This window comes from Pseudomonas idahonensis, from assembly GCF_037903935.1.
Taxonomy (GTDB): Bacteria; Pseudomonadota; Gammaproteobacteria; order Pseudomonadales; family Pseudomonadaceae; genus Aquipseudomonas; species Aquipseudomonas danubii.
In genome coordinates, this window is sequence record NZ_CP149586.1 from 3,011,266 (window position 1) to 3,025,519 (window position 14,254).

Below are 14,254 nucleotides of genomic sequence, written 5' to 3' on the forward strand. Positions count from 1 at the left end.
GCGATGTTGCTGCGTCAGCGGGTTGTTCAGTGCAGTTCACGCCCGGGGGGCGTCCAGCAGGCCGGCGGGATGAGCGAACACCCCGGCAGGCAGCAGTTTTTCCAGGGCCCGGGCGGCCCGCAGGACCCGTTCGTCATGGCCGAAGCGGGCGACGATCTGCAGGCCTATGGGCAGGCCGGCGGCGCTCAGGCCGCAGGGCATGCTCAGCGCCGGTTGGCGGCTGAAATTGAACGGGAAGGTGGTGGGCTGCCACATGGCGCTGATCTGCTCCGGCCAGTCGGGCGGCATCTGGCGCTCCACGGCGAAGGGCTCGACCACCGCAGTGGGGGTCAGCAGCAGGTCGTAGTCGCCGAGAAAGTCATGCAGTTGTTGCGCGACCCGATGCCGCTCCTGCACTGCGCAGGCGTAATCCAGGGCATTGAGCTGGCGTGCGCGGACCTGGGCCTGCTGGAGGAAGTCGCCGACCAGGTGCTGGCGCTCCAGCGGGATTTCCTCGGCCATGGCGCTGGCCACTTCCACCGGCCAGGCCCGCAGGTAATTCGCGGCCGGCCGGCCGATGTCCGGCGAGGCCTGGACCACGGTCGCCCCGGCCTGCTGCAGCAACTGGGCAGCGGCCAGGCAACGGGCGGCAATCTGCGGATCGACATGGGCGGCATGGCCCAGGTCGGCGCTGAAGGCGATGCGCAGGCCGCTGATGCCGTCCTCGATGCCGGACAGGAACTGGCCGGGAGCATGGGGCCAGGCGAAAGGTTCATCAGGCTCATGGGCGCTCATCAGCTCCATCAGCAGGGCGATATCCCGTACATGCCGGGCAATCGGGCCTTCGGCGGCCATGCCCCCCGGGTCGATGCTCGGGCAGGCGGACACCAGGCCATGGCTGGGCTTGAAACCGATCACCCCGCAAAAGCTCGACGGGGTGCGGATCGATCCGGCGGCATCATTGCCGGTGGCCGCCGGGGCGTAACCGGCGGCCACGCCAGCGGTGCTGCCGCCACTGCTGCCACCGGCATGCAGGGCCAGGTTCCAGGGGTTGCGGGTGATGCCGGTCAGCGGGCTGTCGGTCAGGGGCGTGCTGCCCAGTTCCGGCAGGGTGGTCTTGCCAATGAAGATCGCCCCGGCCTCGCGCAACCGCGCCACCAGGCTGGTGTCGCAGGTCATGGGCGGTCGGTCGGCCAGCGCCCTGGAGCCGCTGCGGGTGTGCCAGCCCTGTATGTCGCTGTTGTCCTTGACCAGGATCGGGATGCCGTCCAGCCGGCCCAGCGGTTGCCCGGCGGCCCAGCGCGCGGTAGCCGCCTGGGCGGCGGCGAGGGCTGCTTCGTCCTGGCGCTCGCAAAGGGCGTTGAGTTGCGGCTCATGGCGTTCGATCCGGGCCAGCACGGCGTGCAGCAGATCCACCGGGGTGAACTGCCGGGCGGCAAAGCCGTGCAGCAATGCCTCGATGGACAGCAGGTGCAGGGCCGGTGTGCTGGACGGGGATAACGACATGGGCAGCTCTTCTATCAAGGCCGTGGGGCGCCGGTGGCGGGCCAACGGGCAAGGGCTGCGAACGCGCCGCTGGTGGCGGCCCGCAAACCCTTGAGGGTGAGAAACTCAGCGGCCACTGGTGACCTTGACCCAGGTCCGGGTCCGGGTGCGTTCGGCCTTTGCCGGCAGCGGTGCCAGGGGGTACAGGCGGGTCATGGTCTCGGCGCTGGGGAACAGGTCCGGGTTGTCCAGCAGCGTCTGCTGGATGAACGGTTTGGAGTCGGTCACGCCATTGGGGTAACCGACGTAGTTGCTGATGGAGGCGATGACTTTCGGTTCCATCAGGTAATTGAGAAAGGCGTGGGCGGTGTCCACGTGCTTGGCGCCGGCGGGAACGGCCACGGTGTCGATCCACACCAGGGTGCCTTCCTTGGGAATGCGCATTTCAATGTGCACGCCGTTCTTGGCTTCGTTGGCGCGGTTGGCCGCCTGCAGGAAGCCGCCGGAGTAGCCCACGGCCACGCAGATGTTGCCGTTGGCGATATCGCCCATCCACTTGGCGCTGTGGAAGTAGCGCACATAGGGACGCAGCTTGAGCAGCAGGGCCTCGGCCTTGCGGTAGTCCTCGGGGTTCTGGCTGTTGGGGTCCAGGCCCAGGTAGTGCAGGGCCAGGGGCAGCATCTCGGCGGGCGAGTCGAGGAAGGTCACGCCGCACTGGCTGAGCTTCTTCAGGTTCTCTTCCTTGAACACCAGGTCCCAGCTGTTGACCGGGGCATCGGTGCCCAGCAGTTCCTGGACCTTGTCGCGGTTGTAGCCGATCAGGTTGGTGCCCCACATGTAGGGGATCACGTAGCGGTTGCCCGGGTCGCTCTGCTCCAGCAGCTTCATCACTGCCGGGTCGAGGTTCTTCCAGTTCGGCAGTTGGCCACGGTCCAGGGGCTGGAAGGCTCCGGCGCTGATCTGCTTGCTGACGAAACCGCTGGAAGGCACCACCACGTCATAGCCGCTGTTGCCGGTCAGCAGTTTGGCTTCCAGCACTTCATTGCTTTCGAAGATGTCGTACTTGACCTTGATCCCGCTCTGGGCCTGGAAGTCCTTGATGGTGTTGGGAGCGATGTACTCCGACCAGTTGAAGATGTTCACCGTGCGCTCGGGGGCGGCGTGGGCGCTGAAGCTGGCGCTCAGGGCCAGGGCGCTCAGGGAGCAGCTCAGGGCCAGGCGGGTGAGGGCGGTATGCAGCGATTTCATGCGACAACTCCATGTCTGAAATGAGCGGGACCTTCCGAGTGGATCATTCTTGGCCGGATAGGTCCCTGAGAGAATGTTGGCAACGGTCAATAGGGGATATTTAGCGTCAATCTTCAGCGCAGTCCGAGAGCGGTCCGAGCTGGCCGGCCAACTGCCGGAAGCGCCCGGGAGCGACACCGCTCCAGCGTTGGAAGGCATGGCGGAAACTTGCGGTTTCCTTGAAGCCCAGGGCTTCGGCGATGCGGTAGATGGGCAGGCTGTGCTGGCCCAGCAACTGTTGCGCCCGGGCATAGCGCAGCTCATCGAGCAACTGCTGATAGCTGGTGTCCTGGGCCCGCAGGCGTCGGCGCAGGGTGCTGGGGGAACAGTGCACCTGGCGCGCCAGGCTGTCGAAGTCCGGCACTGCGTGCAGCTGTTCATTGAGGATGCGCCGCACCTGATCGATCCAGGTCGGCCGGGCACTGAGCTCTTCGTTGAGGCGGATGCAACGTTGCAGCATGTCGTTCTGGGTGACCAGGTCCGCCAGGGGCAGGCGCCGATCCAGCCATTCCAGGTCGAAGCCGATGGCATTGCGCCCGGCGTTGAACTGCACCGGACAGTTGAAGGCCTGCTCGTAGCTGTCCAGGTAGGGTTGCGGGCCGTGCATCAGTTGCACCTGGCGCAAGGGCAGGGAGCAGCCCAGCAGGTCCTGGCAGGTGACCCGGTAGGACGACATGCAGAAGTCGGTGTTGAACACCTCAAGCTCGGTCTCGCTGTACTGGTCGGCGGTGAGCCAGGCCAGGCCGTCGCGGACCTCCAGGTCGAGGCGGAAGAAGGTGCCCAGCAGCAAGGGGTAGCGCAGCGCCAGGGACCAGCCTTCGCGCAGGGTGGCGCTGGTCAGCAGGGTCAGGCCGAACATGCCGTAGGCGCTGATATGCAGGTTGCGTCCCAGCACCAGCCCCAGGTCCTGGCGAAATTTCACGGCGTTGCTGAACACCCGCATTTCCTGGCTGATGTTGATCAGGCTGTTGGGCAGGTCCAGGTCGGCCAGCTGGATGCCACTGCCTTCGAGCAGCACCTCGGGCGATACATCGCTGTCGCGAAAGGCGTCCAGCACCGCTTGAGTGGTGTGCAGGGTAGTCAGGCGAAGAGCGGCCATCGGCGATCTCAGATTGAAAGCGGGAGGCGTGACTTTAGGGGTTACGCGCGCGCGGTTCAATTGCCCACTTGCAGGCGCTGGCAGCGCGATTGCGCAGGCACTGCCCCTTGTAGGAGCGGGCTTGCCAGCGAAAGCGTCGGCGAGGGTAGCGCCAGGCTTGAGGGCCTGTTCGCCGGCAAGCCAGTTCTTGCGAAGAGGCGGGTAGTGAACGCGAGGTGTTCGTCTGCGGTGAACGCGGGTATCAAAAATTCGAAATTCTCTATACGCCGCGCCTTGGGCACTCTTCCCTCAATCACAACAATAAAAAGGTGAAGTCCATGTTCAAGCTCATTCGAGCGCTGTTCGGTACCGCCGCATTGCTCAGCGCCGGCCTGGCCCAGGCTGCCGATCCCGGTGCCAGTCCCATTGTCATCAAGTTCGCCCACGTGGTGGCCGAGAACACCCCCAAGGGCCAGGGCGCGCTGCTGTTCAAGAAACTCGCCGAGGAGCGCCTGCCGGGGCGGGTCAAGGTCGAGGTCTATCCCAACTCGTCGCTGTTCGGCGATGGCAAGGAAATGGAGGCGCTGCTGCTGGGGGATGTGCAGATGCTGGCGCCGTCCCTGGCCAAGTTCGAGCAGTACACCAAGCAGATCCAGATCTATGACCTGCCGTTCCTGTTCGACGACCTGGCCGCGGTGGACCGCTTCCAGGCCGCCGAGGGCAAGCAGCTGCTGACCGCGATGCAGGGCAAGGGCATCCTCGGCCTGGCCTACTGGCACAACGGCCTGAAGCAGTTGTCGGCCAACAAGCCCCTGCACGAACCCAAGGATGCCCGTGGCCTGAAGTTCCGCGTGCAGGCCTCCAGCGTGCTCGAAGAGCAGTTCAAGGCGCTGCGCGCCAACCCGCGCAAGATGAGTTTCGCCGAGGTCTACCAGGGCCTGCAGACCGGCACCGTCAACGGCACCGAGAACACCTGGTCGAACTATGAGAGCCAGAAGGTCAACGAGGTGCAGAAGTACTTCACCGAGTCCAACCACGGCCTGATCGACTACATGGTGATCACCAACGCTAGCTTCTGGAACGGCCTGCCGGCGGACGTGCGCGGCGAGCTGGAAACCATCATGGGCGAGGTCTCGCTGGAGGTGAACAAGCAGGCCGAGGCCCTGAACCAGAGCGCCAGGCAGAAGATCGTCGAGGCCAAGACCAGCGAAATCATCGAACTGACCCCCGAGCAGCGCCAGGCCTGGCGCGACAGCATGCGCCCGGTGTGGAGCCGGTTCGAGGCGCAGGTCGGCGCCGACCTGATCAAGGCCGCCGACGCCGCCAACCAGCGTCGCTGATTGCCCTCTGGCCGTCCCGCTGCGGACGGCCCCGCTCGTTTTGCGAGGTATCTCTATGCAGTCCCTGAGACGTATCTGGGAGCACCTGGAGGAGGGCCTGATTGCCCTGCTGCTGGCGACCATGACCCTGGTGACCTTTGTCTACGTGATGCTCAACAACATCTACACGCTGTTCTTTGCCCTGGCCGACCGCTGGGCCGCCAGCAGTGCTTTCTTCAATGCGCTGGGCGATGCCTGCATGGGCCAGGCCCAGGACATGACCTGGAGCGTGGCCCTGACCAAGGCGCTGTTCGGCTGGTTGATCTTCTTCGGCATGTCCTACGGCGTGCGTACTGCCGGGCACCTGGGGGTGGACGCCCTGGTGCGCCTGACCCCGCGCCCGGTGCAACGCTACCTGGCGCTGCTCGCCTGCCTGTGCTGCCTGGTGTACGCCGGGCTGTTCATGGTGGCCAGCTTCAAATGGCTGAGCGCGATCATGGCCGCCCACATCGGCGCCGAAGACCTGGACCGCTTCGGTATCCGGGTCAGCCACATCGTGGTGATAGTGCCCATCGGCTTTGCCCTGGTGCTGCTGCGCTACCTGGAGATCTTCTACCGCCTGTTCACCCGGCGTCAGGTCGGCCTGGGGCTGGCGGACGAAGCGGGGGAGGCCAGCAAGCTGGCGGGCCACCCGGGGGAGCGTGACTGATGGCCGTGTTCTGTCTGTTTGCCTTCTTGTTGGTCTTCATGTTCCTCGGTGTACCCATTGCCATTGCCCTGGGTCTGTCGGGGGCGATGTCGATCCTGATGTTCAGCCAGGACTCCCTCAGTTCCCTGGCGATCAAGCTGTTCGAGACCTCCGATGCCTACACCTTCCTGGCGATTCCGTTCTTCCTCTTGTCCGGGGCCTTCATGACCACCGGCGGTGTGGCCCAGCGCCTGATCGACTTTGCCAATGCCTGCGTCGGGCACATCCGTGGCGGCTTGGCGATTGCCGCGGTGCTGGCCTGCATGCTGTTCGCCGCGCTGTCAGGCTCGTCGCCGGCCACGGTGGCGGCGGTGGGCTCGATTGCCGTGGCGGGGATGGTGCGCTCCGGCTATCCCAAGGAATTCGGCGCCGGAATCATCTGCAACGCCGGGACCTTGGGCATCCTGATTCCACCCTCGATCGTCATGGTGGTGTACTCGGCCGCCACCGAGACTTCGGTGGGCAAGCTGTTCATGGCCGGGGTGATTCCCGGGCTGCTGCTGGGCCTGCTGCTGATGGTGGCGATCTACATCGTGGCCCGGGTGAAAAAACTGCCGGCCCAGCCACGGGCGACCTTTGGCCAGTGGCTGAGTGCTGCGCGCCGGGCCTTCTGGGGCCTGCTGTTGCTGGTGATCATCCTTGGCGGCATCTACAGCGGCATGTTCACCCCCACTGAAGCGGCGGCGGTGGCGGCGGTGTACTCGGCCTTTGTCGCCCTGTTCGTTTACCGCGACATGAAGCTGCGCGACTGCCCCAAGGTGCTGCTGGAGTCGGGGCGGCTGTCGATCATGCTGATGTTCATCATCGCCAACGCCATGCTCTTCGCCCACGTGCTGACCACCGAACAGATCCCCCAGGAAATCACCGCCTGGGTGATTTCCGAAGGCCTGACGCCGCTGGGTTTTCTGCTGATGGTCAACGTGGTGCTGCTGGTGGCGGGCAGCTTCATGGAGCCCTCGGCGATCGTGCTGATCCTGGCGCCGATCTTCTTCCCGATTGCCATGAAGCTGGGGATCGACCCGATTCACCTGGGCATCGTCATGGTGGTCAACATGGAGATCGGCCTGGTGCATCCGCCGGTTGGCCTGAACCTGTTCGTGACCTCGGCGGTGACCGGCCTGACCCTGGGCCAGACCATCCGCGCGGCGATGCCGTGGCTGATGATCCTGCTGCTGTTCCTGATCCTGGTGACTTACGTGCCGCTGATCTCCCTGGCCTTGCCCAACTGGCTGGGCATGTAAACGAGACGCTGGTTGCACGGCTGCACTGGTTGAACTGGTTGAACTGGTTGAACTGGTTGAACTGGCTGCAACTGGCTGCACTGGCTGTCTGTAGCCGCTGCCGCAGGCTGCGAACGACTGCGAAGCAGGCGCCGCTCTTGAGGTCCCCGAAGCCCCTTCGGGGCTTTTCGCAGCCTGCGGCAGCGGCTACAGGGTTACGGTTGGCGGGGCGGTACGCGCCACAGGTACCAGGCGGCGGTGGTGCGCCAGGGGCTCCAGGCCTGGCCGATCTGGCGCAGCTGGCGGGGGCTGGGCGGTTGCTCCAGGCCCTTGAGGCGGCGGTAGCCTTCGCGTACGCCAAAGTCGTCCACCGGCAAGATGTCCTCGCGCTCAAGGCTGTAGATCAACAGCATCTCCACGGTCCAGCGGCCAATGCCAGGCAGTTGGGTCAGGCGCTCTATCAGCTGTTCGTCATCCAGGCCGCGGGCGCTGGCGGCATCGGGGACGCGGCCGTCGAGGGTGGCCTGGGCGATGCCGTGCAGGGTCGCCACCTTGCGTGCGGAGAAGCCGCAGCCGCGCAGGCGCTCCAGGCTGGCATCGGCCAGTTGCCGGGGCGTGGGGAAGGCTTGCCCGGGAAACAAGGCGCGCAGGCGGCCGAGTATCGCGTCGCCGGCGCGGGCATGCAGTTGCTGGTAGGCCACCGCGCGCACCAGCGCCTGATAAGGCTCGCGCTCCGGGCGGGGCTGGTGCAGGCAGGGGCCGACGGCGGCGATCAGTGCGGCCCAGTCGGCATCCAGTGCGGCAAGAAAACGAGTGGCGGGGCAGGTGGGCATTGGCGATCCGGAACACGTGGCGGGGCGAGCGGCAGATTAGCCCGCCGCCCCAAGGCTTGCACCCCGTCTCTTGCGCTGGAACTCGCTGCCCGGGCCTTGCACCCGGGCGCAGGGTTTTCAGTCCTTGGCCGCCGGCAGGTAGAGCTGCTCCAGCACGTAGCGCAGGGAAGCCGCCAGGGTTTGGCCATGGCTGAGTTTTTCGAAGCTGTGGTAGTCCAGGGCCAGCCCCGGCACCTGGGCCAGTTGCGCTTGCAACTGGCGGGCGCGCTGGTCGGCCTCGGGCCCCGCTGGCTGACGCGGGTTGCCCGGTTCGGCGCCGCCACGCATCAGCAACAGTTGCGCACGCTGGCCCTGCAGGCGTCCGGCCAGGCCCTGGGCCTGGGTCAGGACCAGGCCGTCGCCCCACCACAGCGAAGGACTCGCGGCGGCGTAGTGGCGAAATTCCTGGGGCCGGGCGAACAGCGCTTGCAGCACCAGTAAGCCGCCGTAGGAATGGCCCCACAGGGTCTGCTGCGCCGGGTCGATCGGCGCCTGCGCCGCCACGGCCGGGCGCATGCGTTCGCGCAACAACTGCAGGAAGGCCTCGGCGCCGCCGCTGGGCTGCCCGGTCAGCGGGTCTTGCTGTGCTTCAAGGCCCGGTTGCTGCGGGGTGTAGTCATAGGTGCGGGCGTTGCGTTCGATGCGCAGCGGGGTCTGGTAACCCACCGCCACCAGCAGCGGCGCCGGGCCGCGGTCCAGGCGCTTGAGTTGCTCGGGGTCCAGAGCGCCGATGGCGGCATTGCCATCGAGCATCCACAGCACCGGGTACCCCTGTGGCGGCGGTGCCTGCAGCGGCTGGCCGATCCACAGCTGGTAGTGGCGCTGGCCGTCGGCGGAATCCAGTTGCAGGCTGCTGAAGCGGTAGGGCAGGTCCTGGCGCTGTAGCAGGCTGCGGTCCATGGGCTGGTCCGGGGCGGGGGCAGCCAGGGCCGTTCCCGCAAGGCCCCAGGCCAGGGCCAGGGGCAGAACAAAACGTCTCATCAGGCGTTCTCGGCAGGGGCTGGGCGATGACATCAGAACGATGCGCTCAGGCTGGTGTACAGGGTGCGCCCGGGTTCGTTGTAGGTGGCGGCGCCGGCCCCGGCGATATTGTTCACGCCCTGGGCATTGCCTTCACGGAACAGGCGCTTGTCGAATAGGTTGTCGACCCCGGCGGTGATGCTCAGGTGACGGGTCAGGGCGTAGGTGCCGCTGACCCCGGCAATGGCGTAGGGCGCCAGTTGCTGGGTAGCGCTGCCGGTGACTCGGTCGCCGTGGTAGTCGTACTTCTTCGGCGTCTGCTGGCCGTACCAGGCCACGCTTGCCTGCAACGACAGGTCCTGGGTGGCCTGCCAGTCGAGCATCGAGTTGAGGGTGTAGCGCGGGGTCACCGAGAGGTAGTCGCCGGTTTGCTTGTTCTTCGATTGCAGCATGTAGGTGAAGTTGTTGTTCCAGGTCAGCTGGCTGGCCAGGGGGATGGTCAGGGTGCCTTCCAGGCCTTCCACCAGGGCCTTGGGCACGTTCTCCCACTGGTAGATCGCCGCGTTGCGGTAAGCGCCGCTGCCGCCGCTGGCTCGGCTCACTGGCGCCAGGCCGGATTCCACCTTGTTCTTGTAGTCGTTGCGGAAGTAGGTCAGGCCGGCGACCCAGCCGTCGGCCTTGTACTCCAGGCCCAGTTCCTTGTTGACGCTGGTTTCTGCTTTGAGCTTGTCGTTGCCCTGCAGGTAGCAGCTGGTGCTCTGGCCATAGCAGCCCTGGCCGCGGCTGTAGAGCAGGTAGTCGGCGTTGAGCTGGTACAGGTTCGGCGCCTTGTAGGCCCGGGCGATGCCGGCCTTGAGGGTCAGGGTGTCGCTCAGGGCATGGGACAGGTTGAGGGACGGGCTCCAGTTGTCGCCCACGATGTTGTGGTGGTCGAAGCGCAGGCCCGGGGTGAGCATGGTGCCCGGGCGCAGTTCGATGTTGTCTTCGGCGAACAGCGAGAAGATCTGCGCGCTGGACTGGGTGCTGCGATTGCTTGAGCTCAGGCCGCCCACGGCGCCGCCTTCGCTGGTGCTCTGGGTGTTGGCGCTGGGGTCGTCGAGCTTCTGCTGGGACCATTCGCTGCCCAGGGTCAGGGTCTGCTCGAAACCTGAGTGCAGCGGCAGGTTGACTTCGCCATGGGCGGTCAGGTCGCGCAGCACCGCAGTGTAGAACTCGCTGTTGCTGAAGATGCCCTCGGTGCCGCCGGCCAGGCCTTCGTTGATCCGCGTGTTGCGGGTCTTCTCGTATTGCAGGTAGGCCATGGAGCTGCCGAAGTCCCAATCGCCGCGATGGGTCAGGGCGTAGGTTTCGCGGTAGCTGCGGTTGGTCTCGTGGCCCAGCAGGTTCTGCACATTCTTGTTGCTGTTGGTGTTCTGGGTATCGCCGGTGTAGATATTGCCCTGGCGGCTGAAACCGGCCTCGAAATCCAGGGTCTGGTCCGGGGTCATGCGCCAGCTCAACAGGCCGTTGAGGTCCTTGTTGCGTACGCCTTCGCGGCCAGCGGGAAGGGTGCCGACCTGGTTGCCGGTGCGCAGGGATTCATGGCCGGCGTTGATGTCGGCGTCGTCGGAGTCGGTCTTGGCCACGTTGCCGTAGACCCGGTAGCTCAAGGTGTCGGTGAGCGGGCCGTTGAGGCCGAAGCTTGCGCGCTGGGTGGCGCCTTCGTCCTTGTGGGTCGGGAACGAGCTGTAGAGCGTGGCGTTGCCGTGGGTCTGGCTGCCGGCCTGCTTGGTGATGATGTTGATCACCCCGCCAGCGGCACCGTTGCCGTAGCGGGCCGCCGCCGGGCCGCGGATCACTTCGATGCGTTCGACCTGATCGGCCGGCACCCAGTTAGTGTCGCCGCGGCTGTCGCGCTCGCCGCGCCAGCCGTAGCGCACCGAGTTGCGGCTGCCCACCGGCTTGCCGTCCACCAGGATCAGGGTGTTTTCCGGGCCCATGCCGCGGATGTCGATCTGCCGGTTGTTGCCGCGCTGGCCGCTGGTGGAGTTACCGGTGAGGTTGACCCCGGGCATGGTGCGGATGATCTGCGACAGGTCGTTGGCCGGCGGGCGCTTCTGGATGTCCTCGGCGGTGATCACCGAGACCCCCGGTGCCTGCTTGGTTTCTTCCTTGGCGGTGGCGATGACGCTCTGGGGTTCCAGCTCCAGGACCGGTGGGGTCGAGCCTGCATTGGCGGCCTGCACCGCGTGGCTGAGCAGGCAGCAGCCGGACAGCAGGAAGGGGGCGAAAGGACGCAGCGAGCGCATGGACATCGGTGATCTCCGGACAGAGGCAGAAACAGAAGATCGCGAATGATAATGACTGCTATTTGCGAGTAAAGCGCATTAACTTTCTAAACACTTCCAGGTCGTGGGTCTAGGCGGCAGGCAGCAGCAGGTGCATGCACAACCCGGGTTTGCCATTGCTGGCCCAGATCCGCCCCTGATGCAGTTCCACGGCGCGCCGGGCGATGGCCAGGCCCAGGCCGAAACCGTCGCCCTGTGCCGAGTCCAGGCGCTGGTAGGGCTGGAAGATCCGTTGCAGGTCCTGCTCGGCCACGCCCGGTCCCTGGTCTTCCAGGCACAGGTGCCAATAGCCGCCTTCACGCCAGCCGCGCAGGCTCACCCGGCCGTCGGCGGGGGAATAGCGGATGGCATTGCGCAGCAGGTTTTCCAGGGCCTGGGCGATGCTGTCCAGGTGCACCTGGACCCGGCACTCGGCGTCCAGCAGGCAGGGCAGGCGCTCGGCGTCCCAGGCGCTTTCGAAGCAGGCGTCCTCGCGCAGCGCCTCCCAGATCGACAGCACCTGCACCGCTTCGGTGGGCAGTTGCGGACGTTCGGTGTCGAGCCAGGCCAGGTCCAGGGTGTCTTCCAGCAGGCGCTGCATGTCGGCGATCTCCCGGTCCAGGCGCTGGCGCAACTGCTCCGGCGGCAAAGGGCTGTCGTGGGCGATGCGCAACCGCGCCAGGGGCGTACGCAGCTCATGGGACAAGGTGCGCAACAACAGGCGCTGCTGGGCCAGGCTCTGGCGCAGGCGCTCGGCCATGTGCTCGAAGGCCAGGGCCAGTTCCCCCAGTTCGTCGTGGCGGTTCACCAGGGGCGTGCCCAGCCCCTGGCTTTCCAGGTCGTCGGCGCGCAAGGCATCGGCGCGGTCGCGCAGGCGGTTCAGTGGCAGCACCAGATGGCGATAGAGCAACAGGCCGAGCAGGGCGGCGAGCAGGGTCGGCACCACGCCATGGCTGAAGAGGTGGGTCCAGGGCGTCAGGCCGCTGGGCAGCAGGCGCTCGGGCAGTTGCAGCACCAGCCGGCCTTGTTCCGGGTGCTCGGGGAACTCGATGCTGACGTAGGGCAACTCGTCCTGCAGGCGCCGGCTCATGGGCCAGTCGAGCTTGCGCATGAAGGTCAGGTGGCTGGCGTCCTCGGCGCTCAGCGGCGTGCTGCCCAGGCGTTGCAGGCGTTCGCCGAGCACCGCGACCCAGGTGTCTTCCTCGGCCGCCAGGCGTTTTTCAAAGGCATCCACCGCCGCTGCGCCGCCCTGCTGCCAGGCGGCCTCGGCCTGCTGCGCATAGCGGGCCAGATACTGGCGGTCGGCGGGGTCGAGAAAATAGGTGCTGCGCTCGGCCGACAGGCCCCAGGTCCAGATGATCCAGGTCAGCAGCAGGCAGAAGCCGATCTGCAGCCCGGCCAGTTTCCACAGCAGGGGATGACGGCGCATCAGTGACGTTGCGCCTCCACCAGGATGTAGCCGGCACCGCGCACCGCCTGGATCTGCAGGTGCTGCACCCCAAGGTCGGCGAGTTTGCGCCGCAGGTTGCACACGTGCACATCCAGTCCGCGATCCAGGCGCGTATAGATGCGGTGCAGTACGTGCTGATAGAGAAAGGGCTTGCTCAGGGTTTCTCCGGGGTGCTCGCGCAGGGTCACCAGCAGCCGGTATTCCGAGCCGGTCAGGCCCGCGGCGCGGCCCTGGTGCAGCACATCCTGGGCCTGGTCGTCGAAGCTCAGGTTCGGGTCCTGGCGTGTGGCCTGCTGCTGTTGCACCCGGGCCATGCGCCGCAGCAGGGCGTCGGCGCGGGCGTCCAGTTCGGCCAGGCTGAAGGGCTTGGGCAGGTAGTCGTCGGCGCCCCGGGTGAAGCCGGTGATGCGGTCCTGCTCGGCCCCCAGGGCCGACATCAGCATCACCGGCGTGTCTTGCTCCTGGCGCAGGGTTTCCAGCAGGGCCAGGCCGTCCAGGCCCGGCAGCATGATGTCCAGCAGCACCAGATCGAAGCGGCCGGCGCGCACCGCCGCCAGGCCCTGGCGGCCGTCGGTGCAGGTGGTCACGGCAAAGCCGCGCTGGCGCAAATGCCGGTCCAGATCGTCGCGCAGTCGGGCGTCGTCTTCCACGAGGAGCAGGTTGGGGGGCATGGGGGAGAGCACTTGAATGGAGGTCTCTAATGAGAATGTTTTACATTTGCGGATATTGCAGCAATGCCCCTGGCTGTGCAATTGCCACGATGGGTTGACAGGATTGAGTCGTTGATCGACTAAAAGTTGAATGTTCAACAAGGTGTTGATATTTTTCCCGGCCACTTTCCTTGGTAACCGCCCATGAACCCGCCTTGCGATGCCCTTCTTGCCGAGCGCCAACTGGTCCTGCAGGTGCTGCGCAGCACCTTGCAGATGCTCGCCAGCGTGGTTGGCCAGCATGTGGAAATCGTCCTGCATGACCTGGACCGCCCGGAATCGTCGATCGTCGCCATCGCCAACGGCCATGTCACCGGGCGCCGGGTCGGCGACCCGGTGCTGGGCGGGCCGCGCCAGGACCTGGGTTTTGCCGCGGTGCTGAGTGCCCTGCAAGACCGCTCGGCGAGCACCCCGCTGGTGCTGGAAAACTACCCGACCCTGGCCCCCGACGGCCGCGAGCTGCGCAGCTCCACGGTGATCTTTCGCGACCGCAGCGGGCAGCCCTTCGCCAGCCTGTGCAGCAACAGCGACCTGAGCGGCATCGCCGCCGCCCACGCCTGCCTGGGCCAGTTGCTGGGCCTGGGCAGCGCGCCTGCGCCGCGCCACGATGAAACCCGCGACATGGAGCAGTTGCTGGCCCAGATCATCCAGGGTGCCTGCCCGGCAAACGCGACGCGCCTGAGCAAGCAGCACAAGCTCGACGCCGTGCGCCAGATGCAGGAGCGCGGGGTGTTCATCGTCAAGGGCGGAATCGAGAAGGCCGCCGCGGCCCTGGGGGTGACCCGCTACACCATCTACAACTACCTGGAACAGATCCGCGCCGAAGGCGCCGAGGAATGA

The 14,254-nt window shown here is 66.2% G+C and carries 12 protein-coding genes; 4 read left to right on the top strand and 8 right to left on the bottom strand.

Features of this window, described 5'->3' with window-relative positions; all coding sequences use genetic code 11:
* Positions 1-36 precede the first annotated feature (36 nt).
* From WIN67_RS13770 to WIN67_RS13780, 3 genes are all read right to left on the bottom strand, one after another.
* Entirely contained in the window at positions 37-1,485 is a 1,449-nt protein-coding gene (locus WIN67_RS13770; protein WP_339071472.1) for an amidase, read from the bottom strand.
* A gap of 105 nt (positions 1,486-1,590) precedes the next feature.
* Positions 1,591-2,712, bottom strand: coding sequence for a polyamine ABC transporter substrate-binding protein (locus WIN67_RS13775; RefSeq protein WP_102879720.1), 1,122 nt, complete (start codon positions 2,710-2,712; stop codon positions 1,591-1,593).
* A gap of 106 nt (positions 2,713-2,818) precedes the next feature.
* On the bottom strand, positions 2,819-3,850 hold the full coding sequence (locus WIN67_RS13780) for an AraC family transcriptional regulator (RefSeq protein ID WP_170004227.1): 1,032 nt from the start codon (positions 3,848-3,850) through the stop codon (positions 2,819-2,821).
* A gap of 317 nt (positions 3,851-4,167) precedes the next feature.
* Between WIN67_RS13780 and WIN67_RS13785 the strand changes: the two genes are divergently transcribed.
* From WIN67_RS13785 to dctM, 3 genes are read left to right on the top strand one after another with little or no spacing between them, the layout of a single operon-like run.
* Entirely contained in the window at positions 4,168-5,169 is a 1,002-nt protein-coding gene (locus tag WIN67_RS13785; RefSeq protein ID WP_339071473.1) for a TRAP transporter substrate-binding protein, read from the top strand.
* A gap of 55 nt (positions 5,170-5,224) precedes the next feature.
* A complete protein-coding gene (locus WIN67_RS13790; protein WP_339071474.1) occupies positions 5,225-5,857 on the top strand; it encodes a TRAP transporter small permease in 633 nt (210 codons plus the stop codon).
* Complete coding sequence (gene dctM, locus WIN67_RS13795) at positions 5,857-7,137, top strand: C4-dicarboxylate TRAP transporter large permease protein DctM (RefSeq protein ID WP_339071475.1); 1,281 nt, start codon at positions 5,857-5,859, stop codon at positions 7,135-7,137. Before WIN67_RS13790 ends, dctM begins: the two co-directional genes overlap by 1 nt.
* A 194-nt stretch (positions 7,138-7,331) precedes the next feature.
* On the opposite strand, the gene WIN67_RS13800 is transcribed toward dctM, so the two are convergent.
* The 5 genes from WIN67_RS13800 to WIN67_RS13820 form a co-directional block, all read right to left on the bottom strand.
* On the bottom strand, positions 7,332-7,949 hold the full coding sequence (locus WIN67_RS13800; RefSeq protein ID WP_306383464.1) for a DNA-3-methyladenine glycosylase family protein: 618 nt from the start codon (positions 7,947-7,949) through the stop codon (positions 7,332-7,334).
* Positions 7,950-8,066: 117 nt separating this feature from the next.
* Entirely contained in the window at positions 8,067-8,969 is a 903-nt protein-coding gene (locus WIN67_RS13805) for an alpha/beta hydrolase (RefSeq protein WP_339071476.1), read from the bottom strand.
* Between the two features lie 32 nt (positions 8,970-9,001).
* On the bottom strand, positions 9,002-11,242 hold the full coding sequence (locus WIN67_RS13810) for a TonB-dependent siderophore receptor (RefSeq protein ID WP_339071477.1): 2,241 nt from the start codon (positions 11,240-11,242) through the stop codon (positions 9,002-9,004).
* Positions 11,243-11,345: 103 nt separating this feature from the next.
* Positions 11,346-12,683 (bottom strand): HAMP domain-containing sensor histidine kinase, encoded by a 1,338-nt coding sequence (locus WIN67_RS13815; RefSeq protein WP_339071478.1) that lies wholly within the window; start codon positions 12,681-12,683, stop codon positions 11,346-11,348.
* On the bottom strand, positions 12,683-13,375 hold the full coding sequence (locus WIN67_RS13820) for a response regulator transcription factor (protein ID WP_339071480.1): 693 nt from the start codon (positions 13,373-13,375) through the stop codon (positions 12,683-12,685). The genes WIN67_RS13815 and WIN67_RS13820 overlap by 1 nt, the downstream gene beginning before the upstream one ends.
* A gap of 183 nt (positions 13,376-13,558) precedes the next feature.
* Here WIN67_RS13820 and WIN67_RS13825 point away from each other — a divergent pair, with 183 nt between their 5' ends.
* Positions 13,559-14,254 (top strand): helix-turn-helix transcriptional regulator, encoded by a 696-nt coding sequence (locus WIN67_RS13825; protein ID WP_102879712.1) that lies wholly within the window; start codon positions 13,559-13,561, stop codon positions 14,252-14,254.

What these genes read in the sequence shown, in the direction of transcription:
- WIN67_RS13800 (WP_306383464.1), bottom strand. Translation starts at nt 7,949, where the DNA reads ATGCCCACCTGCCCCGCCACTCGTTTTCTTGCCGCACTGGATGCCGAC.
- WIN67_RS13785 (WP_339071473.1), top strand. Translation starts at nt 4,168, where the DNA reads ATGTTCAAGCTCATTCGAGCGCTGTTCGGTACCGCCGCATTGCTCAGC.
- WIN67_RS13775 (WP_102879720.1), bottom strand. Translation starts at nt 2,712, where the DNA reads ATGAAATCGCTGCATACCGCCCTCACCCGCCTGGCCCTGAGCTGCTCC.
- WIN67_RS13790 (WP_339071474.1), top strand. Translation starts at nt 5,225, where the DNA reads ATGCAGTCCCTGAGACGTATCTGGGAGCACCTGGAGGAGGGCCTGATT.
- WIN67_RS13810 (WP_339071477.1), bottom strand. Translation starts at nt 11,242, where the DNA reads ATGTCCATGCGCTCGCTGCGTCCTTTCGCCCCCTTCCTGCTGTCCGGC.
- WIN67_RS13770 (WP_339071472.1), bottom strand. Translation starts at nt 1,485, where the DNA reads ATGTCGTTATCCCCGTCCAGCACACCGGCCCTGCACCTGCTGTCCATC.
- dctM (WP_339071475.1), top strand. Translation starts at nt 5,857, where the DNA reads ATGGCCGTGTTCTGTCTGTTTGCCTTCTTGTTGGTCTTCATGTTCCTC.
- WIN67_RS13805 (WP_339071476.1), bottom strand. Translation starts at nt 8,969, where the DNA reads ATGAGACGTTTTGTTCTGCCCCTGGCCCTGGCCTGGGGCCTTGCGGGA.
- WIN67_RS13825 (WP_102879712.1), top strand. Translation starts at nt 13,559, where the DNA reads ATGAACCCGCCTTGCGATGCCCTTCTTGCCGAGCGCCAACTGGTCCTG.
- WIN67_RS13820 (WP_339071480.1), bottom strand. Translation starts at nt 13,375, where the DNA reads ATGCCCCCCAACCTGCTCCTCGTGGAAGACGACGCCCGACTGCGCGAC.
- WIN67_RS13815 (WP_339071478.1), bottom strand. Translation starts at nt 12,683, where the DNA reads ATGCGCCGTCATCCCCTGCTGTGGAAACTGGCCGGGCTGCAGATCGGC.
- WIN67_RS13780 (WP_170004227.1), bottom strand. Translation starts at nt 3,850, where the DNA reads ATGGCCGCTCTTCGCCTGACTACCCTGCACACCACTCAAGCGGTGCTG.